The organism is Halobellus ordinarius, from assembly GCF_031823395.1.
Classification (GTDB): Archaea; Halobacteriota; Halobacteria; order Halobacteriales; family Haloferacaceae; genus Haloquadratum; species Haloquadratum ordinarius.
In genome coordinates this window covers 1-21311 of record NZ_JAVQKJ010000005.1, presented here as the reverse complement: position 1 = coordinate 21311, position 21311 = coordinate 1, and the positions used below count along the sequence as shown (strand labels likewise).

General features: G+C 60.7%; 25 protein-coding genes and 2 tRNA genes. 15 read left to right on the top strand and 12 right to left on the bottom strand.

Annotation, left to right across the window (positions count from 1 at the left end; translation table 11 throughout):
• Positions 1-147: 147 nt before the first annotated feature.
• Positions 148-783, top strand: coding sequence for a deoxyribose-phosphate aldolase (deoC, locus tag RJT48_RS06670; protein WP_311171483.1), 636 nt, complete (start codon positions 148-150; stop codon positions 781-783).
• Here deoC and RJT48_RS06665 read toward each other — a convergent pair whose 3' ends face one another.
• Positions 784-954, bottom strand: a complete 171-nt coding sequence (locus RJT48_RS06665; RefSeq protein ID WP_311171482.1) for a DUF5786 family protein — start codon at positions 952-954, stop codon at positions 784-786.
• Positions 955-1151: 197 nt separating this feature from the next.
• On the opposite strand from RJT48_RS06665, the gene RJT48_RS06660 reads away from it, so the two are divergent.
• From RJT48_RS06660 to RJT48_RS06650, 3 genes are all read left to right on the top strand, one after another.
• Positions 1152-1523, top strand: coding sequence for a MarR family transcriptional regulator (locus tag RJT48_RS06660; RefSeq protein WP_311171481.1), 372 nt, complete (start codon positions 1152-1154; stop codon positions 1521-1523).
• Positions 1520-1870 (top strand): type II toxin-antitoxin system PemK/MazF family toxin, encoded by a 351-nt coding sequence (locus tag RJT48_RS06655; protein ID WP_311171480.1) that lies wholly within the window; start codon positions 1520-1522, stop codon positions 1868-1870. Before RJT48_RS06660 ends, RJT48_RS06655 begins: the two co-directional genes overlap by 4 nt.
• Positions 1871-2149: 279 nt before the next feature.
• On the top strand, positions 2150-2533 hold the full coding sequence (locus RJT48_RS06650; protein ID WP_311171479.1) for a hypothetical protein: 384 nt from the start codon (positions 2150-2152) through the stop codon (positions 2531-2533).
• A gap of 30 nt (positions 2534-2563) precedes the next feature.
• On the opposite strand, the gene RJT48_RS06645 is transcribed toward RJT48_RS06650, so the two are convergent.
• Positions 2564-2953 (bottom strand): CopG family ribbon-helix-helix protein, encoded by a 390-nt coding sequence (locus RJT48_RS06645; protein ID WP_257628835.1) that lies wholly within the window; start codon positions 2951-2953, stop codon positions 2564-2566.
• A 106-nt stretch (positions 2954-3059) separates the two neighbouring features.
• Here RJT48_RS06645 and RJT48_RS06640 point away from each other — a divergent pair, with 106 nt between their 5' ends.
• Positions 3060-3866 carry a sulfite exporter TauE/SafE family protein gene (locus RJT48_RS06640; RefSeq protein ID WP_345784740.1) on the top strand — a complete coding sequence of 269 codons (807 nt, stop codon included), beginning with the start codon at positions 3060-3062 and terminating at the stop codon, positions 3864-3866.
• A 65-nt stretch (positions 3867-3931) separates the two neighbouring features.
• Positions 3932-5608 carry a transposase gene (locus tag RJT48_RS06635; RefSeq protein ID WP_345784735.1) on the top strand — a complete coding sequence of 559 codons (1677 nt, stop codon included), beginning with the start codon at positions 3932-3934 and terminating at the stop codon, positions 5606-5608.
• Between the two features lie 524 nt (positions 5609-6132).
• On the opposite strand, the gene RJT48_RS06630 is transcribed toward RJT48_RS06635, so the two are convergent.
• Positions 6133-6363, bottom strand: a complete 231-nt coding sequence (locus RJT48_RS06630; protein ID WP_311171476.1) for a hypothetical protein — start codon at positions 6361-6363, stop codon at positions 6133-6135.
• A gap of 1003 nt (positions 6364-7366) precedes the next feature.
• Between RJT48_RS06630 and RJT48_RS06625 the strand changes: the two genes are divergently transcribed.
• The 3 genes from RJT48_RS06625 to RJT48_RS06615 all read left to right on the top strand — a co-directional run bounded on the left by RJT48_RS06625 (position 7367) and on the right by RJT48_RS06615 (position 9532).
• Entirely contained in the window at positions 7367-7792 is a 426-nt protein-coding gene (locus RJT48_RS06625) for a DUF5805 domain-containing protein (protein ID WP_311171475.1), read from the top strand.
• The gene (locus RJT48_RS06620; RefSeq protein WP_311171474.1) at positions 7789-8901 is read left to right on the top strand and encodes a tyrosine-type recombinase/integrase; all 1113 of its coding nucleotides are present in this window, start codon (positions 7789-7791) and stop codon (positions 8899-8901) included. Before RJT48_RS06625 ends, RJT48_RS06620 begins: the two co-directional genes overlap by 4 nt.
• 109 nt (positions 8902-9010) lie before the next feature.
• Positions 9011-9532 (top strand): phosphopantetheine adenylyltransferase, encoded by a 522-nt coding sequence (locus RJT48_RS06615; protein ID WP_311171473.1) that lies wholly within the window; start codon positions 9011-9013, stop codon positions 9530-9532.
• 37 nt (positions 9533-9569) lie between these two features.
• On the opposite strand, the gene RJT48_RS06610 is transcribed toward RJT48_RS06615, so the two are convergent.
• A complete protein-coding gene (locus RJT48_RS06610) occupies positions 9570-9878 on the bottom strand; it encodes a transcription initiation factor IIB family protein (RefSeq protein ID WP_311171472.1) in 309 nt (102 codons plus the stop codon).
• An 82-nt stretch (positions 9879-9960) separates the two neighbouring features.
• Here RJT48_RS06610 and RJT48_RS06605 point away from each other — a divergent pair.
• Positions 9961-10043, top strand: a tRNA-Leu gene (locus RJT48_RS06605).
• A gap of 216 nt (positions 10044-10259) precedes the next feature.
• Here the strand turns inward: RJT48_RS06605 and RJT48_RS06600 are convergent.
• Entirely contained in the window at positions 10260-11102 is an 843-nt protein-coding gene (locus tag RJT48_RS06600; RefSeq protein ID WP_311171471.1) for a hypothetical protein, read from the bottom strand.
• A gap of 178 nt (positions 11103-11280) precedes the next feature.
• Between RJT48_RS06600 and RJT48_RS06595 the strand changes: the two genes are divergently transcribed.
• Complete coding sequence (locus tag RJT48_RS06595) at positions 11281-11796, top strand: DUF1643 domain-containing protein (RefSeq protein ID WP_311171470.1); 516 nt, start codon at positions 11281-11283, stop codon at positions 11794-11796.
• Between the two features lie 13 nt (positions 11797-11809).
• On the opposite strand, the gene RJT48_RS06590 is transcribed toward RJT48_RS06595, so the two are convergent.
• The 3 genes from RJT48_RS06590 to RJT48_RS06580 all read right to left on the bottom strand — a co-directional run bounded on the left by RJT48_RS06590 (position 11810) and on the right by RJT48_RS06580 (position 15716).
• Positions 11810-13645 carry a cation:proton antiporter domain-containing protein gene (locus RJT48_RS06590; RefSeq protein WP_311171961.1) on the bottom strand — a complete coding sequence of 612 codons (1836 nt, stop codon included), beginning with the start codon at positions 13643-13645 and terminating at the stop codon, positions 11810-11812.
• Between the two features lie 121 nt (positions 13646-13766).
• Positions 13767-14210, bottom strand: coding sequence for an SRPBCC family protein (locus RJT48_RS06585; RefSeq protein WP_311171469.1), 444 nt, complete (start codon positions 14208-14210; stop codon positions 13767-13769).
• Between the two features lie 54 nt (positions 14211-14264).
• Positions 14265-15716: a DHH family phosphoesterase gene (locus RJT48_RS06580; protein ID WP_311171468.1), complete on the bottom strand. Its 1452-nt coding sequence runs from the start codon at positions 15714-15716 to the stop codon at positions 14265-14267.
• A 134-nt stretch (positions 15717-15850) separates the two neighbouring features.
• Here RJT48_RS06580 and RJT48_RS06575 point away from each other — a divergent pair.
• Positions 15851-15924 (top strand) — tRNA-Lys (locus RJT48_RS06575).
• Positions 15925-16086: 162 nt separating this feature from the next.
• Here RJT48_RS06575 and RJT48_RS06570 read toward each other — a convergent pair.
• Entirely contained in the window at positions 16087-16572 is a 486-nt protein-coding gene (locus RJT48_RS06570; protein WP_311171467.1) for an Lrp/AsnC family transcriptional regulator, read from the bottom strand.
• A 176-nt stretch (positions 16573-16748) separates the two neighbouring features.
• The gene (locus RJT48_RS06565) at positions 16749-17876 is read right to left on the bottom strand and encodes an SPFH domain-containing protein (RefSeq protein ID WP_345784734.1); all 1128 of its coding nucleotides are present in this window, start codon (positions 17874-17876) and stop codon (positions 16749-16751) included.
• Between the two features lie 272 nt (positions 17877-18148).
• Here RJT48_RS06565 and RJT48_RS06560 point away from each other — a divergent pair, with 272 nt between their 5' ends.
• Together RJT48_RS06560 and RJT48_RS06555 are read left to right on the top strand one after the other, a co-directional pair.
• A complete protein-coding gene (locus RJT48_RS06560) occupies positions 18149-18982 on the top strand; it encodes a bacteriorhodopsin (RefSeq protein ID WP_311171465.1) in 834 nt (277 codons plus the stop codon).
• A gap of 89 nt (positions 18983-19071) precedes the next feature.
• Positions 19072-19404: an FUN14 domain-containing protein gene (locus RJT48_RS06555; protein WP_311171464.1), complete on the top strand. Its 333-nt coding sequence runs from the start codon at positions 19072-19074 to the stop codon at positions 19402-19404.
• A gap of 18 nt (positions 19405-19422) precedes the next feature.
• Here RJT48_RS06555 and RJT48_RS06550 read toward each other — a convergent pair whose 3' ends face one another.
• On the bottom strand, positions 19423-20148 hold the full coding sequence (locus RJT48_RS06550; RefSeq protein ID WP_311171463.1) for a ribosome assembly factor SBDS: 726 nt from the start codon (positions 20146-20148) through the stop codon (positions 19423-19425).
• Between the two features lie 375 nt (positions 20149-20523).
• On the opposite strand from RJT48_RS06550, the gene RJT48_RS06545 reads away from it, so the two are divergent.
• The gene (locus RJT48_RS06545) at positions 20524-20709 is read left to right on the top strand and encodes a hypothetical protein (RefSeq protein ID WP_311171462.1); all 186 of its coding nucleotides are present in this window, start codon (positions 20524-20526) and stop codon (positions 20707-20709) included.
• 21 nt (positions 20710-20730) lie between these two features.
• Here RJT48_RS06545 and trxA read toward each other — a convergent pair whose 3' ends face one another.
• Complete coding sequence (trxA, locus tag RJT48_RS06540; protein WP_311171460.1) at positions 20731-21069, bottom strand: thioredoxin; 339 nt, start codon at positions 21067-21069, stop codon at positions 20731-20733.
• Between the last annotated feature and the right edge of the window lie 242 nt (positions 21070-21311).

The following is a 21311-nucleotide window of genomic DNA, read 5'->3' as shown; positions in this document are numbered from 1 at the left end:
CGCTACCGGAGCGGCACGCCTGATACTGGTTACGCTCACTTTTTCCCGCCGAGCGTCACCTCCGTCGACGGTGCTCGGCGGGAAGAGACGAGCGTAACCAGTATGAGACACCCGACTGCTTTTTTTGTCTGCCCACGAGGTACCGGTATGGACAGATCGGAACTCGCCGCCCGGATCGATCATACTGTTCTCGGCCCAGCCACAACGCCGGCCGACGTCGAGCGCGTCGTCTCGGAAGCGTCGCAGTACGGGATGAACGCTTGCATCCCTCCGTGTTATCTCGAGGACGTCCCGACGATGAACGTGACGGTCGCGACCGTGATCGGATTCCCACACGGGCAACACTCGACGGCCGCAAAGCACGGCGAGGCGGTCGACGCCTGGCAGCGCGGCGCCGACGAACTGGACATGGTTCTCAACGTGGGACAGCTGAAAGCGGGCAATCACGAGGAGGTCGTCGCAGATATCGCCGAAGTCGTCGCCGCAGTTCCCGTCCCCGTGAAGGTCATCCTGGAGGCGCCGCTGCTGACTGACGACGAGAAACGACGCGGCTGTGAGGCGGCTGTCGACGCCGGCGCCGACTTCGTGAAAACGGCGACGGGCTTTGCGGACGGCGGAGCGACTGTCGACGACGTCGAACTGATGGCGGAGTACCTGCCGGTCAAAGCCAGCGGCGGAATCGGCTCCTACGAGGAGGCGCGGGCGATGATCGAGGCGGGAGCCGAGCGCATCGGGGCGTCGTCCGGTGTCGCCATCGTGGAGGGGGCTCCTGACGCGGAGTGACTACTCCTCGCGCATCTCGCCGAGCCGTTCGACGAGGTCGTCGGTCTCGACGTCGGATTCGACGCTGACGTCGCCATCGTGGTCGTGCTCGTGGACGTTGACTGCCTCGGTTTCGTCGTCCGTAGTGGTCTGTTCTTGCTGTTCTGACTCGTCGTAGCTTCCGAAGCCCATACCGGGTAGTCCCGGTGGGCCTGTATGAATCATCCGAACTCGCCTGAGGGGCCGAGAGCTCTCCAGAAGTTGAGACCGGTCGTCTCAATGCATACGGTTCTGGAACCGCGTAATGATCAACGTGGTTTCTTCTTCAGAATTTTCATAGCTTTCACTCCTAACACTCTTTACAGCGGATGACGTACCTCCATTCAACGATGTCTATTGACCGAGACACCTTCGAGAACACGAGCGAGGACGAGCTCGCGGAGCTTTCGGTCCCAGATCAGGTCCTTGGATTTCTCGCCGCTAACGACGATCGTGCGTTCAAGGCCCGCGAAATAGCCTCCCAGATCGGCCTCGACGAGGGCGCGGTCAGCACTGCGCTCTCACGGTTGAAGGACCGTGGTCTGGTCCAACACAAGGCGACGTACTGGGCAGTGACCGACGACACCGAGCGCCTCGACGGATACAGCGGCTACGAACGGGCGACTGCCCTGTTCAACGACCAACTCGGTACGGAGGACAAGGAGTCCTGGCTCGAACACGCGCCCAGCGAACCACATCCGAGCGTCGAGGACGAACAGTGACCGACGAAGAGACGCCAATTTTCGAACGTGGCGACGTCGTCTACGGGGATGATCCGTTCAAAGGAGAGGAAGACGCTCGCCCCTGGCTCATTCTCTCGAACCACGAAGGCCGTCCGTTCCACGGCGAGCAGTATATCGCACTCACGCTGACATCGAAATCCTGGATGGATGGGCTCATCGACATTCCCGAGGAGAGTTGGCTTCGTGGCGGTACGCCTGATGAGAGCCAGGTCGTCCCGTGGGGTGTGCAATCGATAGGCCACGAGGATATCGATTTCTGGCAGGGCCGTCTGGCAGATGGTATCATCGATAACGCGACTACTGCTCTCGTCAAAGAATTACGGTAGCTACTTTCGAGTACTCACGTCTCTACGCGTTACACCTTCTTCTGAACGAAGTCTCAACTTCCAAAGGTCTGGCAGAAGTTGAGACTGGGGCCATCAATGCACAGCTGGTAGTGAGTGAACGAATCGGTTGTGTGAATACTGTTCTCTGCCGAGCGAAAGCGTAGCTACAACCACCGTGACTGAGAAACCGGCACAACCGCTTAATGCGCGTCGTATGACGACACCAAGAGTCTGATAATAACAGTCCTTATCTCCTATTCCGAACGATATAGTATTGTGATGAACGCACAAAATAGATCCACGGGTCGGATCGGATCGCTCACCCAAACCCAGTGGCTAGCAGTTGCGTTAGTCGTGGTCACTGGCGTTCTCCACGTGTATGCTGGTATCGTCGAGGGACGGATTCCCGTTGCACTCGCAGGTGTCGGCTACGCCGGTGCACTTGTGCTGTTCTTCTTCGACTATCGGCGGCGACTGCTCTACCTGATCGGGATTCCGTATACGGCCGTGCAATTCCCTCTCTGGATCGTAGCCAAGTCAGAATACGGAATGGTCGACTACGTTGACAAGGCGGTTCAGGTCGCCTTGATCCTCGTGTTCATCTACCACTATCTGAACACGCCGTCCGATTCAGCCGGAGACACGGCAACGGCAGCGGACTGAGCGTGCGAATTCACGGGACGTCTATCTCGCTCAGTTATCTCGAATCACCATAATTTTCACCCGATTCACGCCGTCGAAGTCACGAAGGCGGTAGGTCAGTTCCCGAACGCGTTCGCCTGTTCCCTGGCAGAATAAGGACTCAAGACACCACTCCCCCTGATGTGTGTGACTCGTGTTGAGAATCACGTCCTGATAGTCGTGCTGGACACCGTGGAGTTCCCCAATCACCTCGTGATGGCGGTAGTCAAAGGCGACGAGCGCGATAACGTCCTCGCTAAGGTCTTCGAGTCGGGAATGCGACTCGATGTACTCTTGCATCGCTTCACGGACGGCCCGGGATCGGTTGTCCAATCCCTCATCCTGCCAGACCTGATCGAACTCGTCGACCACTGTATCGGGGATATTGAAACTCGTTCGCATACGACCATATTCGATGCCCGGACACAAGAGTCCCGAGTATGATGGTTCCCCCAATCGGGTATTAACAACCGTTATTCGGCGCTCTTTCCGAGTTCAGGGTATGACGATTGTGTCTGGCGACACGTTTGGACTACTGCTCGGTGCGGTCGCACTTGGGGCTGTCCACGGGGTCGAGCCCGGTCATGGATGGCCCGTCGCCGCCTCGTACGCATTGGATCAGACGAATAAGTGGCTCTACGGCCTTGCGGCGGGGCTCATCATTGGTGTCGGCCACCTCATCAGTAGTCTCGCGATGGTTGGTGTGTTCTTCTACGCGAAATCCTATTTTAGTCTCACTCAGATCAACGAGCCAGTTATGATTCTCAATAGTATCCAGATCGGTGGCCCGGTCAGTCTGGTTGCGGGCGTACTGCTGATCGGTCTTGGGATCCGAGAGTACCACCACGACCACTCGCACGAGAGTCACAACCACGAGTCGACGAACCACTCCGGATCCGACGACAGCCACGGTGATATTCACGAGCATCCGGATTCACAGGACGACAAGAGGCTTATTCCTCGCCTGAAACGCACCGTTCCGTTCATCGGGCGCCACTCACATACGGACGAGGGTTCCGATGATGTTGCCGAGAGGGGATTGCTCGGAATTGCTTGGTTTGCCTTCGTGCTCGGGTTCGCTCACGAGGAGGAGTTCGAGATTATCGCTCTCTGTGCCGGGTCTAACTACTGTCTCGAACTGATGAGTGTATACGCAATTACTGTTGTTATCGGCATCGTGGGACTAACAATGCTACTGGTCGCGGGCTATCAGCACCACGAAGAGACCGTTAAACAGTACACACCGTACTTACCAGCCTTTTCGGCTGCGATCCTTATTCTCATGGGTATTGGATTCATCATCGGTGTATTCTGAATGTATTTCTATCATTCTGTCTAAATTGTCTGTTATAGGGCCTAAAATCACGATTTAGTAAAATTATGTCTCCAACGCTTATCTCACGTCGTGATGTTTTTCGACAGATGGCCCAGCGCTCGTACGTTACCTGGCCAGCATATGATTCGACACCACTGTACGATCGAACGTCGCTGGCGGGACTGGAATCAGATATCCGGACAGTCTCAGAAACGTGGCTCACCCACGGGATGAACAATTCAGTTGAGGAGTTCGTCTGTGCACTCCCGTTAGCCTACTTCCGGTTCAGCGCCCACGACCGGTATGTGGGGTCGACAAGCTACCGGATGGACACCCTCTTTCGGTTATTCGTACTTAAGGAACTCCACGGGTGGGAGCACGAAACAGCGCTTGTCGACTATCTCGGGACCCGTCCTGAACTCTGCGAGCAACTGGGGCTCGAGACGATTCCAGACCAGTCGACACTGTGGCGAAGCTGGCACGAGCGGTTCACCCCTGATTTCAGGGAGACTGTCGAGACAGCCGCTCGAACGATCCTCATCAAAGCCCAGAATGCAGGTATCGGGGTTCCGCGTGAACCGACACGAAAGCTCCGATACCACGGGAACGAGTCTGGTGAGTCAGACCCGGACGATCAAACCACGTTGGAGCAGGCAGAGAAGATCACCGACCACGTCAGCCGCGTCGTCTCCCCGGCATTTTCGCTGGATCCTGGAGATGGCTGTGAGATCCACGAAAACGCCTACTGGGACTTACAGACGTATCTGGGGCTTCGCGAGCGGCTGGCTGCGAACGAAGGGGCTCGTAGCTTTGCTTACGAGTCGACTCGGGATCGAACACTGCTGGGGCACGCCCACCGGGAGCAGATTCGCGATCTCTCGGTATCAGAGACTCGCGAGATGTACCGACAGGCCGTCAACAGGCTCCTGAGCGAAGTCGCGGAGACAGAGGAGTTCTTCCGAGCCGGGATCGTCGCAATCGATATCACCGAAGCCGATCCCTTCACCGGCGACAGGACCGGGCACGAAGACGAGATCATCGGGACGAAGGAGAAAACTGACGAGTACGCCTACCAGTGGGCGACAGTCCAATTAGTCGGCAACGCCGTCCCGATCGTCCTTGATGCGCGGCCAGTTCAGAAGGGTGAGTCCCGCTTAGAAATCGTCAAGGACCTCTTGAATTCTGCCAAGGAGATGGTCCACGTCGATAACGTGCTGATGGACCGAGAGTTCGACAGCCAGCACGTCTTGGAGATGCTCAGCCAGCGTGGGCTCTCATACGTCGTCCCCAAACGAATGCAAACCAGCGAGAAAGCGCAGGCGAATCGGTTGCTCCAACACGGCCAAGATCGGTACGAGACCGACCGCAAACTCCATCTCGGGAAGAACGAATGGCACGAGACGACGCTGATCTACCGACGCAAAGAAAACTCCGAGCACGACGATCACAGGCAGTACTCGGTATTCATGACGAATCGCGGTAGTGGGTTCCTCACCGAGTATGGCTACAGGTGGGAGATCGAAAGCGGCTACAAGTCGATCAAGCGGTTTATGGCTGCGACGACCTCGAAGGATTTCGGGTTACGGTTCTTCTACTTCGCGTTTGCGTGTCTCCTGTACTCGATTTGGCGGGCAGTCGATCTGCTCGTCCAGGTTGAATTGATCGGGGAGTACGAGCACTCGCCGATCGTGACAGCCGACAATACGCTGACGCTGCTGAAGAAAGAGACGGGTATCGGGTAGTAAAGCTCTCAGTCTGGGTTAGCACGACGTCTGAGTGGCTACACTATCCGAAGTCTCGGAAATGCTCCGAATTAGTTTCCAGTTCAACAAGAATCCCCGATTGGAGAGGAGTCTGAAGCAGGTTCCGCTTGTCGATTCGGCTGAAACCACGCATCACAGCCCCTCTAAGACCGCTGTAGTCTCAACTTCCAAAGCTCTCGATTTTATATAGCGAGATATAGTTTATGTGATCGGAGACGAACCCAATTCTGTTGCATATTATTCAATGAAATCGGTTCGATCAATCCTCGTGGAATTTGCCCGCCGCCACGCGCGGTATTCAACCGACCTGAGTACTCCTCGGCGTCCAGTCTTCAGAAACTCCCCCCGAACCAAACCGGAGGAGGACCACGGAGCGGTGCATCGAGCGCTACCCACCGCGAGTTCCAGACATAACCCAGGGTCTCGACGTCGGATCAGTTGGATAGCGACTAGAATGGCCAATGGCTGGTGACCCGGCCTTCCTCGGGACGCAACTGGACCTGCTACCCGGGAAGCGTCTGCTCGAATCCCGCAACGACCGTCTGGACGTCAAGGTACGTCGCATCCAGCACATCACGCTCTACCATCGAAAGCAGAGTGTCGACGACTGTGTCACGCCGAGAGGGTATCGAGCGACTGGCCCGAAGGAGCGCTTTTCCACCGCTGGCGACGATCCGAATCCGTCCACGTTGAGCTCGCGGGTAGCCCGCGTCCGATCCCAGGATCTGCGTCACCCCGTTTCTCAGGCACTCAACCTCCGATTCGATGGATGCTCACACCTGCTCGCTATTGCGATATCGGGAGTTTCCCCGGTACGATTTCGGGAAGCAGGAGTCGGTACCGCTGGCTGGGCGGAGCCGTCGGTGGTGGACGAACGTCGTCCGAAGTCGATTTGATTCCGAGATCTCCCGTACGTTCCCGGAAGATCCCTATCCACCGTGAGCAGTGCTGCCCGTTGGAAGGACTCGAGGCGCTGATCCGTGTCAGCAGCAGTCCTCGTCGACCACGACCAGGCAGCACGACGGTCAGGTATCTGTCGTCGATGTACGCGGACAGACAATATAGTTACAGAAGTACGGCGGCAACCCCCACGCGACCGTGTGAGATTCTGCGGACGCGGATCGGGTCGTGATCGAAGATACGCGACTCACAGACGGCACACGTCTCCGCTCCGTCGGGTGTCGTTACTACTGTAGATCCTCGTATGTCGGCAACAGTCCACGAAAACGCACCGACGCGGCACGGTAACGCTCTCAGACTTGATTCGTCTGCACAGGGAACCAAGCGGTTCTTGTATCCTTTCGGCGTTTACCAAGTCAAGCGGATCGCGAGTTCGGTGACTCACCCTTGCGAAGACATTCACCGGTAGTTCGATAACTGGGGTGCTCGGTGCTCAGTTGCGTTTCCCCATATTTCGGTAACTGAAATTCGATACCGCTCTGGACGGCCGTCTTCCCGCACCGAACCCCAGGGGTTGCGCTCGAAAGAGGGGCTCTCGATTTTCGGACTCAGCACAATGAGTCAGCGCCCGTACTATGATATCTTCGGGAAGATCCAATCTGAACAGAGCAGCAAATTATATTATTCGGATCAGTGCTATCAACTACCAGAATTATACAAGCAGTTACACAAATAAATATCTCACAACGCTGATTTCACACTCATAGATTCCAGTCTAAGTAAGGTTATCCTCGTATATGCAATAAAGTAAAGTGGCAGGCAGTCCAGCCGATTTGTATGCCGGCGGATCAACTCGACGAGGAGCGTGCGACGGTGATGACCTACGTTCCAGGCTATCAGAAGGAGCGGTGGAAAGAACACGCCGAGGAGTTGGGGATGAGCCAAAGCGAATTTGTCCGGGCGATGGTCCAGGCCGGCCGTCGCGACTTCGAGGTCCACGAGTCTGAGAGTGCAACCGCTCCATCGGACGAACGAGTCACCGAGTCAGATCCTGCAGACGAGTCGAACGCGTTCGAGGAACGGGTCGTCGCGGCACTGTCGGCCTCCGAGTTCCGCTCGTGGGACGAGTTGCACGAGGAACTCTCCACGGACCTCGAAGCACGGCTCGAAGACGCCTTACAGCGATTGCAGGCGTCCGACAGGGTCAGACACAGCGGCCGCCACGGCGGATATGCGCTCACGGACACGGAGGGTGACCGATGAGCATCCAATCGCCCGACGGCGAAGCGATCGAGGATCCGATCGCGTACTTCCTCGAAGATATGACGTACCACGGGAAATCTGACCGGACCAGAGAGGCCTACGAGCGCGTCCTCCGTGAGTTCGAGGCGTTTCTGGCGGAGCCATCACGGAGCCCACGGGACGAACCCGGTACCATCGCGGCAGCCACGCACCGCGACTGTATGGCCTGGATTCACTCGCTCAGGGGTTCAGCGGCCGCAGACAGCACGATTGCGACCTACGCTTCCTATCTCCACCGGTTTTACGCGTATATGACGCAGGTTGGGGTCTTCGAATCGAACCCGATGACGCTCGTGAAAGAAGAGATGGACGAGCGGATCGACACTAACCCTTCACGGCGGGAGATTCCGCTCTCGGAGATGCGCGCGTTCGTTCGGAGTATCACACACCCACTGGAGTACGCCGTCGTCGTTACGCTGCTTAAGACCGGGATTCGGGTCGGAGAGCTCTGCAACCTCGACCTCCGGGACGTCGCTCTCGCCGACGACAGTCCACTCCTCGCTGTCGCGGATGCGGAGATCGACCAGCGACCGCAGTTGAACGGCCGTGGGCCGTCGCTGTACATCGATTCGGATCCGCAGGCTGGGGCAGTCTACGCGGGCGAGGAGCGGTCGGCCTCGAACAAGCGGAAGCGGTCGACAGTTATCCCGATCGACGACGAACTGGAGGTCGCCCTGCGTCGCTGGCTCGCGATCCGCCCGAACGTCCGTTCGTCCGCAGAACCGCTCTTCGTCAGCACCTCTGGCCGCTGGGGCAGTCGCCTGACACCCGATATGGTCCACCATCTCGTCGAAAGTCACGCCAGTGAGGCGGGTTGGCACCGATCGGGCGGTACCGCCGAAGAGAACGTCACACCTCACTATTTCCGGCACTTCTTCACCACGCATCTCCGGGATCGAACCGGCGACCGGGGCATCGTCAAGTACCTGCGGGGAGACGTCGGCGGCGACATCATCGATACCTACACGCACAACTGGGGAGATCGCGTTCGCGAGACCTACGAGGAACACATCTACTCCCTCACCTTCCGCGGAAACCGGGAGCGCGGCCGTTCGTCTCCCACCACGTAAATTGTATATCGCTATATCAAATCTCTCACCGAGCTTCAGGAATCCGTCACCTCCGAGAGGTCAGGTCGCGACCCGACCCGTTTAAGTTTCGGGCGGTCGTCGGCCGGGTATGCACGTCGCGCTGGGCGGGACGTTCGATCCAGTCCACGACGGCCACCGTGCGCTCTTCGAATGCGCCTTCGAGTTGGGTGACGTCACCGTGGGGCTGACAAGCGACGAGCTCGCGCCGAAGACCCGCCACGTCGATCGCTACGTCCGGACGTTCGAGGACCGCAAGCGGGATCTCATAGCCGAACTGGAACCGCTCGCGGAGGCGTACGACCGGGAGTTCGAGGTGCGGAAACTCGAGGAACCCACCGGCATCGCGACCGAACCGAAGTTCGACGTTCTCATCGTCTCTCCCGAGACGAAAGACGGGGGTGAACGGATCAACGAGATCCGCGCGGAGCGGGGGCACGATCCGCTCGATATCGAAGTCGTCGATCACGTCACCGCGGATGACGGCGAGCGGATCTCCTCGACCCGAATCATCAGCGGCGAAATCGACAGACACGGAAACCTTACGCCGGAACGGGACGGACGGGGGCCCGATCGTCCCGACGGCGGCGAGGCCGGCTGTCCCGAACAGTAGCCCGATTTAGTGGATCGTTGGTCGCTGCATTGCAGACTCACCACGACGGTGGCTGGAACCCGGCGGATTCGAGCGTCGACTTCCATCGTTGCTGGACGCTCAGTCGTGTCACGTCCATTACCTCGGCGACGCGCTTCTGAGAGCGCTCTTCACCGGCAATCAATGCACCGGCGTAGAGACTCGCAGCCGCGGCAGCGCGTTTCGATCGGTCCTCGTCCGGTACTTCGGAGAGAAACATATCCGCAGCAAACGAGCGGGCCTCGCTGCCGAGGTCGAGTCGGTCGGCGCCGCGTTCGATCCGGGTCAGCCACTCCTTGTTGGCCACGCGGTCCCGGGCGCTGTACATACCTGGAATGGGACGGCCGCAGGGAAGAATCCTCCGCGCGGAACGACAGGTTGATTTGGTCGATGGAAGTAGTTGCACCCGCGCGCGGGTAGCCAAGTGGTCAACGGCGCAGCGCTTAGGACGCTGTCCCATAGGGGTCCGCAGGTTCGAATCCTGTCCCGCGCAGTGAGGAGCGAAGCGACGAGCGAGCAGGCACGGATTCGAGCCCTGCGAGTCGCAGCGCGCGAACGGAGTGAGCACGACCGTCTCGCTCCGGTTCGAATCCTGTCCCGCGCATCGCGAGGTCGAACGAAGTGAGACCTCGATTGGCGAACGTGGAGCGAAGCGACCCGTGAACAGTGAGAAGCGCGCCAACCCGTGAACGGCGATGGGCGACCCTCGCTATTCGACCCCGAGCAGATCCAGTGCCCGGGCGGCCGCCTCACTGATTGCTTCTTCGTCACTCGTCCGCTCCGTCAGCGTCCCGACGTCGATCGCTGAGCGAACAGCATCTGAGCTGACAGCCGCGAGTGCAGCGACGGATTTCGTCGCAAGTAGCCGAGAAACCTCGTCGGCGTCGTCGAGGTAGCGATCGACTTCAGCGGCGACCATCCCGGGATCTGCGACAGTGTCGACGGCATCGACCTCCTGCCACAGCGTCTTGAGCGTCTCACGTCGACGGGTGCGCTCCCGCGGCGAGTCGCCGTCGATTGCGGACAGACAGCCTGCGATCAGATCGATCGGGGCGCCGCCGCAGTGGACCACCGCCTCGGCGATGTGCCGGTTCGTTTCCGGATCCTCGAACGACAGCAGCGGCCGGAGTTTTGCCGGAGTGCCGTACGTCGTCATCCGGGCGAGATCGGCCGCCTCGTACGCCTCCCGGCGCGCTCGCTCGACCGTCTCGACGTCCGCCAGCTGGAGGTCGGTCGGCAGTTCGTCTCCCTCGGCAGCGTGGAACTCCGCGGAGTCGTCGACTGCTTCCCGGACTGCGGCCGGAGGAACTCCCGAGACGAACACCCGATCCGCCGACCGTTCGACCTCGCCGGCCAGCGAATTGGCGAGGTGAGACGCGAGATTCGCAAGCGCCTCGTAGCCGTCTCCTGCCAGCGACGAATCGAACCCCCACACGACAACCTCGGGTTCGGTACCCCCCTGAACGGTCCCGATGGACAGTTCGCGCGCGTCGTCGATCGGGTCACAGACGCAGAGTCCGGCGGGGAGCCCACACGTCTCACATTCCGTCATATCGCTTAGGTCTCGCCGCCGGACAAGTAATTCTGTCCCCGGCTACGGCGCGCGTGGCACGCTCTCGGGACTGTGTCCGCACTTGGTGGTACTCCGACTCCGAGGAACGATCGGGGACCGAGGCGGTCTCAGCCGCCGGATCCCGTGCGGATAAGTTCCCCGCGGCTCGATTCCTTCCGTGGTCGAAGACAGTTCGCGGAGCGACGAGCGGTCACCGTCGGTCTCAGGACCGAAAGGAGCCATCTTCGACGAGGACCGAGAGTACCGGTACCGGCTCTGGCGGGAGTGGGACCCCGACGGACCGACGGTGGCGTTCGTGGCGCTCAATCCGTCGACGGCCGACGAGACAGACAACGACCCGACCATCTCGACCTGCGTCCGGTTCGCGAACGCGTGGGGCTACGGTCGCGTCGAGGTCGGGAACCTCTTTGCCGTCCGCGCGACCGACCCCGCGGAGATGAAACAGCATCCCAGTCCGGTCGGTCCAGCGAACGACCGCCATTTGCGGGCGATTGCAGCCTCGGCGGACCGCGTCGTCGCCGCCTGGGGCGTCCACGGCACACACAAAAACCGGGACCAGGAAGTCGTCGACCTGCTCGACACCGAGTTGTACGCGCTGACAACGACGAAAGACGGCCACCCCGGGCACCCGCTTCGGAAATCGCGTGAACTCCGTCCGGAGCCGTGGCCGTAGCCCTCCGTCGCTGTCAATCGTGTGGGTGGAATCGCCGCACGGCCTTTTTGACCGCCGCGGCGTCCCCGAGGAAGGTGATGTGATCGCCCAGTTTCAGAACCTCGTCGGGGTCCGGAACGTGGGAATCCTCTCCCTGTCCGATCTCGGCGATCAGACAGCCGCCGGGGATCTCCTCGTTGAGATCCCTGATTGCTCTCCCGGCGAACGAATCGGCAGTCATCTCGATCTCCTGAATGTCGTGGCCGTCACCGGGATCGTACATCCAGTTCGCCAGCTCCGGGCGCTCGATTTCGTTGTCGATCGCGAACGCGGTCGCCATCGGAGAGTCGACCGCAGTAACCGAAAGCGCCTGGAACGCGTCCATATTCTGCGGATCGTTGACGCGGGCGTACACCTTTTCGACGTCGAACTTGGTCCGTGCCATCTGACAGATGAGGAGGTTGACGTTGTCGTCGCGTGTTGCTGCGACCACGATCTTCGCCTCCTCGATACCCGCCTCCCGGAGGACGTCGACCTCGGTTCCGTCGCCGTCGTGGACGGTGAATCCCTCCTCCCGAGCCTTGCGTTTCTGTTTCTCGTCGTCCTCGATCAGGACCACGAACTCGCCTCGTTGCTCCAGTCGCGTGGCGAGCGCCAGCCCGACCCGGCCCCCGCCGACGATTATCGTGCGCATTGGTGTTACTCCTAGCCGCTCGCCGATCTGTCGCGCCAGCCCCGCTTCGATCACGTCTGTGGCTCCGATAACGATGAACACGGTCCCCAGAAGCGTCTGACTGGCTGTCTGATTCCCTGCCGTGGCAAGTTCGATCGCAAAGAGCGTCGCGACGCTCGCCGGAATGATGCCACGGGGACCGACGGCCGCCAGGAACAGGCGCTCGGAACGGTTGAACCGTTCGACGCCGACGGTCGCGATCCAGGCCACCACCGGTCGGAGGACGAACATCACCACGACGACCAAAAGGATCCCGCCGCCGCCGAGTTGGCGGATTGCACCGAGGTCGATCAGCGCCGCGAGCGAGACGAAGACGAACGCCAGAACGATAAGCGTCGCATCGCGGGCGAACTCCTCGATCGTCTCACGGTGGGGAAGATCCAGATTCCCGAGCGCGATCCCTGCAGTCGCCGCGGCCGCGATGCCTGCTTCGGCGGCGACCGCCTCTGCAAGCGCGAAAGAGCCGATTGCAGCACTGAAGACCAGAAACCGGGCCGTCTGTGGCCCCTGTTCCAGCGTCAGTTCCTCTTCGAGGAGGAAATAGATCAGCCCGGTCGCGAGAAGGCCAGCGAAGACGCCAACACCGGCCCGTTCGACGAACGCGATGGCCGTCTGTGAGATCCCCAGGTCGTCGAGCAACATCGTCTCGAAGATGACGACCGCCGCGATGGCTGCGGTCACGTCGTTGATGATCCCCTCAGTTTCCAACGCTGCGGCGACGTGTTCTCTGACGCGGACGACCTCCAGGATCGGCGTGATGACTGTCGGTCCCGTCGCCACGAGTAGCGCGCCGACGACGAGTGCAATTTCCCACGCGGCACCTTCCAGGACTCGGACGGCCACAGATATTCCCAGAAACGTCACCACCGCACCGATCGTTACCAGCCGTAACGAGGTCCGCGAGGCCTCCCGGATCCGTTCGAATCGGAGCGCGAACGCACCGTCGAAGACGATGATGGCAACGCTGAGACCGACTACTGTCTCCAGTCCATCGCCGAACGTTTCGACTGTTACGAGCCCCAGCACCTCCGGTCCGAGGAGGAGCCCGAGGCCGAGGTAGAAGACGACACTGGGAATCCGGAACCGTCGCGCGAGCAACTGGACGCCGATCCCTGCGACGAGAATCAGTGCGACGATCGGGAGGAGGCTGCTGGCCACGTTCGGTCTGCTATTGCTGTGTGCGGGGGCGGGTATATTCTTTTGCCCGCCGGCTGGCCGCAGGCGACACCGACCGCAGGACCGCCTGCCGGCTGTTCTCTCAGGAATCCGCCGGTTCAGTCAGATTCTCGTCGAGATTCCGGAGGGTTCGGTCGAGCTCCCGTTGGTTGAACCGCGCGGTCACCGGCGCCAAAAGCCACCGGAGCACCGTCGGCAGGCCGAGGTCGTAGGTGGTCGCGTACGTAACCCGAGTGCCCCCGTCCGTCGGCTCGAACGTCCACTCGATGCGGCCCTCGATGTCGCCCGAAAGCTCGAAGCTGATCCGTTCCGGCGGGTCGTGGACAACACCGTGGACCTCGCCGTCGAAGTCGAGGCCGAGCAGTCGGTACGTGTACCGCGCCCGCTTTCCGCCGTTATCCCGCGTCCCGAGCGTCTCCACAGCGGTCAACCGCGGAGAGATCCGTGCCTGGTTCTCCGGAACGTCCATATACTCGAACACCGCCTTCGGCGGCCGGGGGATCTCGATCTCGGCGACAGCTTTCATACTCGTCTCTCCGTCCGGCAGCGACAAAACACTCCGGGAGCCTCGCGACTGCGTCTAGCTTCCGTTCCCGCTGTCGGAACTGTCGACGCCCATCGCCTGGAAGAGCTTCCGGCGAACTGCTTCCTCCGTCAGTTGCAGGAGCGTATCGCGGTTGTCGTCGCTCGTCTCGATGCCGGTGAAGATCCCGAGCGGGATCTCGACGTCGCCCTGCGTTGAGTGGCCGCCCGTTTCGCCCATCTCCGCGAAGGCGTCTTCGAGGGTCTTCCCGATGTTCATCCGGATGTCCTTCGAGCGCGCCGACAGGAAGATCCGGTCGTCGGCGATGCCGAACACGGCTGTCGTCGTGATTCCTTCCAGTTTCAGGAGATGCTGGGCTGCCTGGCCGAGCGCGTCGCGGTCGCGGATGAATCCGGCGTTCGAGACGAGATGGCTCCCCTGCACCTGTCGGTTCTGGATGGCCTCCGCGAGCACGTCGAGCGTCTCCGGCGACATCGACGGCGATTCGACCTGTTCGAGCGTGTCGTGATCGGCGAAGGGATAGAGGTACGCCGCCGCGGTGAGGTCCGCAGGCGTCGTCTCCCGCTTGAAATCGAGCGTCTCCGCGCGGATACCGTACAGCAGCGCTGTCGCGACGGCCGCGCTCGGCGAGAGGTTGAACTCCTGGAGGTACTTCGTGAGGATCGTCGACGTCGAGGAGACGTTCGGCCGGACGTCCACGAAGGACGCCTCGATTTCGCTCTCTGGCTCGTAGTGGTCGATGAAGATGTCGACCTCGTAGTCGCGGTCGGAGTCGCCGGATTTCGTGTGATCGACCAGCGCCACGGCGCCGTACTCCGAGAGCGGCTTCCCCTCCGACAGCGGCACGAGTTCGATCCCGAGCAGGTTGACGAACGCGCGGTTCTCCTGGTGGCCGATCTCCCCCTCGTAGTTGATGACCGCGTCGATCCCGTGCTCCCTGGCGATGGCCTGCAACGCGACGGCGGAGGCGATCGAGTCGGGGTCGGGATTGTCGTGTGTCAGTATCGCCAGGCCCTCCGTGGCGTCTTCGAGAATCTCCGCGAGCTGCCGCGCTTTGTATTCGAGTTCGCCGGATTCCAAAGACCGCAGCGCCGAGTCGGCGATCACCTCCGAGGGGTTGATGACGACGTCAGCGCCCAGTTCGTCGAGTTCGTCCTCCGTCACCGGGTCGGAGGCGCGCACGACGATGAACTGATCGTCCCCTCGCTCGCGGATCGCCGAGACTGCCGCCTTGTTCGCTTTGACCTCCGACGCGAGGATGAGGAGGACGTCCCTGTCGGCGACGACGTCGGCAACGTCGGGATCCGTGATATCGATCTGTTTGGCGTTCAGGTCCTGATCGCGGAGGGATTCGACGCGGCTCTCGTCCTTGTCGAGGATGAGGACGTCTTTCCCCTCCTCGACGAGTTCCTCGGCCACCGCGTAGCCGACGCTCCCGCAGCCCAGGATAGCGTAGGTGGACGAGGGAATCGTGATCCCGGCGCTCATTCTGACGTCACCTCGGGTCGGCCAACACTTAACAGCACCCGTTCGTCCGAGTTCCTGATAATCGAGTGCGTTCCCCCGCTCGCCACGCGAAAGGAAACATCTTTAATCGCGCCACCGGAATTGCCTGTTGTCGAGGGCCGGTAGCTCAGTCCGGCAGAGCGTCTGACTCTTAATCAGACGGTCGCGCGTTCAAATCGCGTCCGGCCCGCTTTGTTGCGAACGGCAGTGAGCTACAAAGTGACTACGACGCGATTTGTAACCCTGCCAGTCGCAGCCCGGAACGGCCCGTCGGGCCGCACGCCCGGTCCGTCTGGCTCCGGTTCAAATCGCGTCCGGCCCGTTTCGTTCTGTGCGATCTGCTTCCAGCAGATCACTCTTCGGCCAGTTCCGAGAGCAACGTGTCGAGGTCGTAGTTCTGGAGCGCGCGGTGGCTGTGCCGCAGCGTCGAGACGACGAACGTCGAGTTCGTCCGGCGAACCTCCTCGATCGTCTCGAGGTCGGTGATCAGCCGTTCGACCATCTCGCGGTCGGGGAGGTGCGCAACGACGACGAAGTCGGTCTCGCCCATCGTGAAGTACGCCTGGGAGACGCCTTCGACGGCGAGGATCTCGTCCTCGAAGTCGTGGTGCGAGCCGTGATAGTCGGTGAGGAGTTCGACCAGCACGGTCACCCCGAGGCCGACCGATTCGAGGTCGATGTCGTACAGGTCGTTTTTGATGATGCCCGCCTCCCGGAGGTTGTTCAGCCGGTAGTGGATCGTCGAGACGGGGATGTCCGTCTCCTCGTGGAGCGCTTCGGGGCTCCCGGTCCCGAGATCCGCGATCGCCTTCAACAGGCGGATGTCGCGTTCGTCCATACTGGGATGATTCCAGTTTTGTGCCGGGTCGGTTGTAAGTTGCGCCTCGATGGGCCGCCACCGACCTCGGCGGCCGAACCGAAACAACCGTCGGGGTCTGCTCCCGAACAGGGGGGGAACGGGTTCGCTTCGAAGCTCGCAGAAAACCAGTCCGGGAAAGCGTTCTACAACGCTGTCTAGTTGGACGAAACCGACGTCTGTGCTTCCGATTCGGTATCGACTTCGCTGTCTTGCTCACCGACTTCGTCTCCGCTCCCCATACCCACATCTCCGTCCTTGACTGCCTTGGCCTGCTGTTCCAGATCCGCAACGTCCATCTGGGCGGCCTTGTCGATCTCGCCGAGAATCTCCTTGATGTCGTCGAGTCCGATGAGTTCACGCGTTTCGGCGTCGAACTCCAGGCTCTCCAGGTGCTGGCCGTTAGTGGCCACGTCGCTGCCGGTGAGTTGCTTGCCGTACCGTCCCAGGAGCGAGGTGAGTTCCTGCGGAATCACGAACGTCGTCGACGCTCCCTGCCCGACGGCTTCGAGCGTGTCCATCCCCTTGTCGATGATCGCGCGCTCGCCCATCGATTCCGCAGACCGCGCACGGAGCACCGTCGAGATGGCGTCACCTTGCGCTTCGAGGATCTGGCTCTGCTTTTCGCCCTGCGCTCTGATGATGTTCGACTGCTTGTCTCCCTCGGCTTTCTCGACTGCACTCCGGCGTTCGCCCTGCGCTTCGAGGATCGTGGCCCGGCGTCGCCGCTCCGCGCCGGTCTGTTGCTCCATCGCGCGTTGGACCTCCTCACTTGGGTTGACCTCGCGGACCTCGACAGACTCGACGCGGATCCCCCACTCGTCGGTCGGTTCGTCCAACTCCTTCCGGATGCGCGCGTTGATCTCCTGGCGCTTGTTGAGCGTCTCGTCGAGCTCCATGTCGCCGAGAACCGCCCGAAGCGTCGTCTGGGCGAGATTCGAGACCGCCGTCTTGTAGTCTTCGACCTCCAGGAACGCCCGCTTTGCATCCATCACACGGAGATAGACCACGGCATCCGCCGTCACCGGTGAGTTGTCCCGCGTGATCGCCTCCTGTCGGGGCACATCCATCGTCTGCGTACGCATATCGAACGTGTACGTCCGCGAGACGAACGGCGGAATGAAGTTGATGCCCGGTTCGAGCAAGTTGCGGTACTCGCCGAACACCGTGAGCACCTGTTTGTCGTAGGCGTCGACGAACACCACCATCTGCCAGACCGTCACCAGTGCTAGGACCAAGAGCAAGAGACCGATGCCCAGCCCAGGAGTGAATAACTGTAACGGCATCAGAGAGTACATACGTCACGTACGCACGGCATCTGTATCAACAGGCGAGATTTTCATTATTATCTGATTTTTTACTATCCGAGATACAGTGCCAGCGGGCACTCACACCGAGCGGACCGTCGATGCGGTCCGCTGTGCCGGGCGTGGCTGACTTCCGTGTTGCTCTGTTTTCGAATTCGTCACTCGAATCAGAACGATTCGCCACTTGAGATAGTGGGAATTGACGAATCGGCCGTATTATTTAATAATAAATAGACGAAACAAGATTGAGTATGGTAATACACGGGCCGATCGGGACGCAAGGCGTACTGCTTCAGACACAGAGCGACGCGCTCTCCCAGATTCAAAACAACGTCCTCCTGAACTCGTCGCTGTGGGTGAACATCGCGCTCGCCGGCCTCGCGATCCTGCTTTTCGTGTATATGGGGCGGAACGTGACGGATCAGCGAGCACGCCTCATCTGGGGCGCGACGCTGATGATCCCGCTCGTGTCGATATCTAGTTATCTCGGCCTCGCTTCCGGGCTGACAGTCGGATTCATCCAGATGCCGGCGGGACACCCACTCGCCGGTCAGGAAGTGATGAGCCAGTGGGGTCGCTATCTCACGTGGGCGCTGTCGACGCCGATGATTCTGCTCGCGCTCGGGTTGCTCGCCGACGTCGATACGGGAAGCCTGTTCACGGTCATCGCCGCGGACATCGGAATGTGTGTGACTGGTCTGGCCGCCGCGCTGACCACTTCGTCCCTGTTGTTCCGCTGGTTCTACTACTTCGTCAGTTGTGCCTTCTTCCTCGTGGTGCTGTACGCTCTCTTGACCACGTGGCCGAAGGCTGCGGCCGAGGCAGGGACCGATGACATCTTTGCGACGCTCCGGATCCTGACGGTAGTGCTGTGGCTCGGCTACCCGATCATCTGGGCTGTGGGCGTCGAGGGACTGGCCATCGTCCAGTCGGTCGGCCTGACGTCGTGGGGATACTCCGCGCTCGACGTCCTCGCGAAGTACGTCTTCTCGTTCCTCCTGCTGCGGTGGGTCGCGGCCAACGAATCGGCGGTCTCCGTCGCGACGGGCGGGGCCTCCTCCGGCGCGGCTCCCGCTGACGACTGATCGGCTCGGATTCGAGCCCTCACTTCTCCGGGGCGGCTTGACCTGGCGGTCCCACAAACCACTTATATCCCGGCCGGAGACGATTCCGTATGTTCGAATCGCTGCAGCTGTCGATCGATCCGACGCAACTCGGCTTAGAGTTCGGGAGCGGCGCGGTCATCGGCGGCATCATCGGCTTCGCGGCGAAGAAGCTCGCGAAGGTCATCGCCGTGATAATCGGCCTCGAGCTTGCGCTCTTCAAATTCCTCGAATCCCGTGGGATCCTTACCGTCGACTGGGAGCGGCTCACCTCGGGGCTCGTGAAGACGACAGAGAACGCCGCCACCGGGGCGCCACCGGACTGGATCTCGACGATCCTCTCGACGCTTTCGATCTCCGCGGGGTTCACCGGCGGCTTCCTGGCCGGGTTCAAGAAGGGATAGTTCCGGGCTTCGACGCCGTTATCGGGTACTGAGTTCGTCTTTGTCCTTGAGGATCCGCGTTTCGGCCTCCCCGGAGGTCATCTCGTTGACCATATCGTAGAAGTCGTTTTGCATCCCTGCAGGGAACGTCAAGACGCCGACCCACGAGCCGTCCGGCTGCCACTCTTCCCGTTCGAGATCGCCGTACTGGCGGACCTGATTCTGCGTCTTCCCGGCATAATTAGCCGGGACCTGCACCGCTACGGTCACCTCGTCGAAGCGAATCGGGATCACCGGCCGCAGCGCGTCCAGGGCCTCGTCGACCTGCGACTCGACGGGCTCCATCGGGTCGACGCGGAAGCCAGCCTCCTCTAAGGCGCGCTCGATCCGTTCCGGCGGGTGCGGTGCGTTGTCCATCTGGGGGTTCACCGCGTTGCGCGCGATGCGGTTGATGAGGTTCTTCCGCTTTTGTTCCTGCATCTCCCGGCGCTGTTCGGCGGTGATCTGGATCTCGCCCTGTTTTATGACCTCCGGGATGATCTCTAAGGGATCCGTCGTCCCGAAGACGGTCTCCAGTGCGGATTCGGCCGGTCTGTCGCCACGGGAGGCGTCCTCGAACACGTCCTCGGCGGCGATGACGTCCTCTAACTCGCCCTCGAACTCGTCGCGCTTGATTGCGAGGGCGGCGTCGGGATCGACGAGTACCTCGAACCGCTCGCCGTGCGATTCGAGCCGCGCCGTCACCGCGTCTTCGAGTGATATCATACCACTTCCTTCACGCTCTGACGTAAAAAGGCCTCGCCGCTGGGTCGCGACCGAGAGTGTGCATCCGCCTGCTATTCGACCGCACGCTGTCGTGCGTTCGTCCGATCGAACACGTGCAAACGCTCCTGTCGGCCGAGAAACACACCGGTCGTGGCCGGAATCCGCGCTTTCGGTCTCCCCCCTCGGAACCGTCTAACTCGCGGTTCCACCTGTTGGTGCTTCCCGCCCCCGAACCCGACGAATAACGGTTCGGACTACGACACTCGGTATTACTTACTTTTCTAACAACAACAGGGCGATTAACGCTTCCTTTCGGTTGATGCTCGGAAATGTAATCCGCAATTAACTATACACCGGTACGGCAAAACGCTCTATATGGCACATGCGATGGACGGTGATGCTGAACACGAAGAAGTACTCTACCACGTCGTCTGTCACGACTGCGAGACGGAGTTTCTCTCCCACGGCGAGCGCGAAGCCGAAGAACGGCTCTCCGAGCACCAATCCTCGACCGGCCACAACGTCGAGTACGCGGCGCTGAGCGAAACTGGCGGGAACTGACGTCGCCGTCGTTCGGCCTCGTTACGCCGACAGCGACTCGATGATGTCGACGAGGTCGTCTTTGTCCTGGACGCCGATCACGCGTTCGGCCTGCTCCCCGCTTTTGTAGAACTCGAGCGTCGGGACCGAGCGGACACCTGCCTTCTGGGCGAGTGACTGGTGTTCGTCGATATCGACCTTCAGGACAACCGCGTCGGTCTCCTCGGCGATCGCCTCGACAGTCGGTTCGAGCATCTTACACGGACCGCACCAATCCGCGTGATAGTCGACGAGAACGACGTCGTGTTCGGCGACGAGGCCGTCGAAGTGTTCCTGACTCTCGATGTGGATCGGGGCGCCGGTCGCTTCTGGTGTACTCATATCACTGGATTGGAGGGGCAGCCCTTTACCTATTTCGTGGGTGGGGCGCCGCATCGCACGACCGAAAGTTGGGGCGGGCGGCGTCGCCGGCGTGCTCTCCGGTCGTTCGAGCGCCCGGCTCGTTTTATCAGCGGACAAGGCGAATACCCCGAGGCTTGACCTCGGGGATGAAGCCGACGACTCGTGATACAAACCACTAAGTCAAAACGTTCCTAATCAAGAGACAGCGATGGAACACAGTC

Bases quoted from the DNA above. Each gene is read 5' to 3' on its own strand.
- RJT48_RS06555 (WP_311171464.1), top strand. From the start codon at position 19,072: ATGTTCGAATCGCTGCAGCTGTCGATCGATCCGACGCAACTCGGCTTA.
- RJT48_RS06610 (WP_311171472.1), bottom strand. From the start codon at position 9,878: ATGTACAGCGCCCGGGACCGCGTGGCCAACAAGGAGTGGCTGACCCGG.
- RJT48_RS06645 (WP_257628835.1), bottom strand. From the start codon at position 2,953: ATGCGAACGAGTTTCAATATCCCCGATACAGTGGTCGACGAGTTCGAT.
- RJT48_RS06615 (WP_311171473.1), top strand. From the start codon at position 9,011: ATGCACGTCGCGCTGGGCGGGACGTTCGATCCAGTCCACGACGGCCAC.
- RJT48_RS06620 (WP_311171474.1), top strand. From the start codon at position 7,789: ATGAGCATCCAATCGCCCGACGGCGAAGCGATCGAGGATCCGATCGCG.
- RJT48_RS06650 (WP_311171479.1), top strand. From the start codon at position 2,150: ATGAACGCACAAAATAGATCCACGGGTCGGATCGGATCGCTCACCCAA.
- RJT48_RS06665 (WP_311171482.1), bottom strand. From the start codon at position 954: ATGGGCTTCGGAAGCTACGACGAGTCAGAACAGCAAGAACAGACCACT.
- trxA (WP_311171460.1), bottom strand. From the start codon at position 21,069: ATGAGTACACCAGAAGCGACCGGCGCCCCGATCCACATCGAGAGTCAG.
- RJT48_RS06585 (WP_311171469.1), bottom strand. From the start codon at position 14,210: ATGAAAGCTGTCGCCGAGATCGAGATCCCCCGGCCGCCGAAGGCGGTG.
- RJT48_RS06580 (WP_311171468.1), bottom strand. From the start codon at position 15,716: ATGAGCGCCGGGATCACGATTCCCTCGTCCACCTACGCTATCCTGGGC.
- RJT48_RS06560 (WP_311171465.1), top strand. From the start codon at position 18,149: ATGGTAATACACGGGCCGATCGGGACGCAAGGCGTACTGCTTCAGACA.
- RJT48_RS06570 (WP_311171467.1), bottom strand. From the start codon at position 16,572: ATGGACGAACGCGACATCCGCCTGTTGAAGGCGATCGCGGATCTCGGG.
- RJT48_RS06625 (WP_311171475.1), top strand. From the start codon at position 7,367: ATGCCGGCGGATCAACTCGACGAGGAGCGTGCGACGGTGATGACCTAC.
- RJT48_RS06635 (WP_345784735.1), top strand. From the start codon at position 3,932: ATGTCTCCAACGCTTATCTCACGTCGTGATGTTTTTCGACAGATGGCC.
- RJT48_RS06550 (WP_311171463.1), bottom strand. From the start codon at position 20,148: ATGATATCACTCGAAGACGCGGTGACGGCGCGGCTCGAATCGCACGGC.
- RJT48_RS06545 (WP_311171462.1), top strand. From the start codon at position 20,524: ATGGCACATGCGATGGACGGTGATGCTGAACACGAAGAAGTACTCTAC.
- RJT48_RS06565 (WP_345784734.1), bottom strand. From the start codon at position 17,876: ATGCCGTTACAGTTATTCACTCCTGGGCTGGGCATCGGTCTCTTGCTC.
- deoC (WP_311171483.1), top strand. From the start codon at position 148: ATGGACAGATCGGAACTCGCCGCCCGGATCGATCATACTGTTCTCGGC.
- RJT48_RS06660 (WP_311171481.1), top strand. From the start codon at position 1,152: ATGTCTATTGACCGAGACACCTTCGAGAACACGAGCGAGGACGAGCTC.
- RJT48_RS06600 (WP_311171471.1), bottom strand. From the start codon at position 11,102: ATGACGGAATGTGAGACGTGTGGGCTCCCCGCCGGACTCTGCGTCTGT.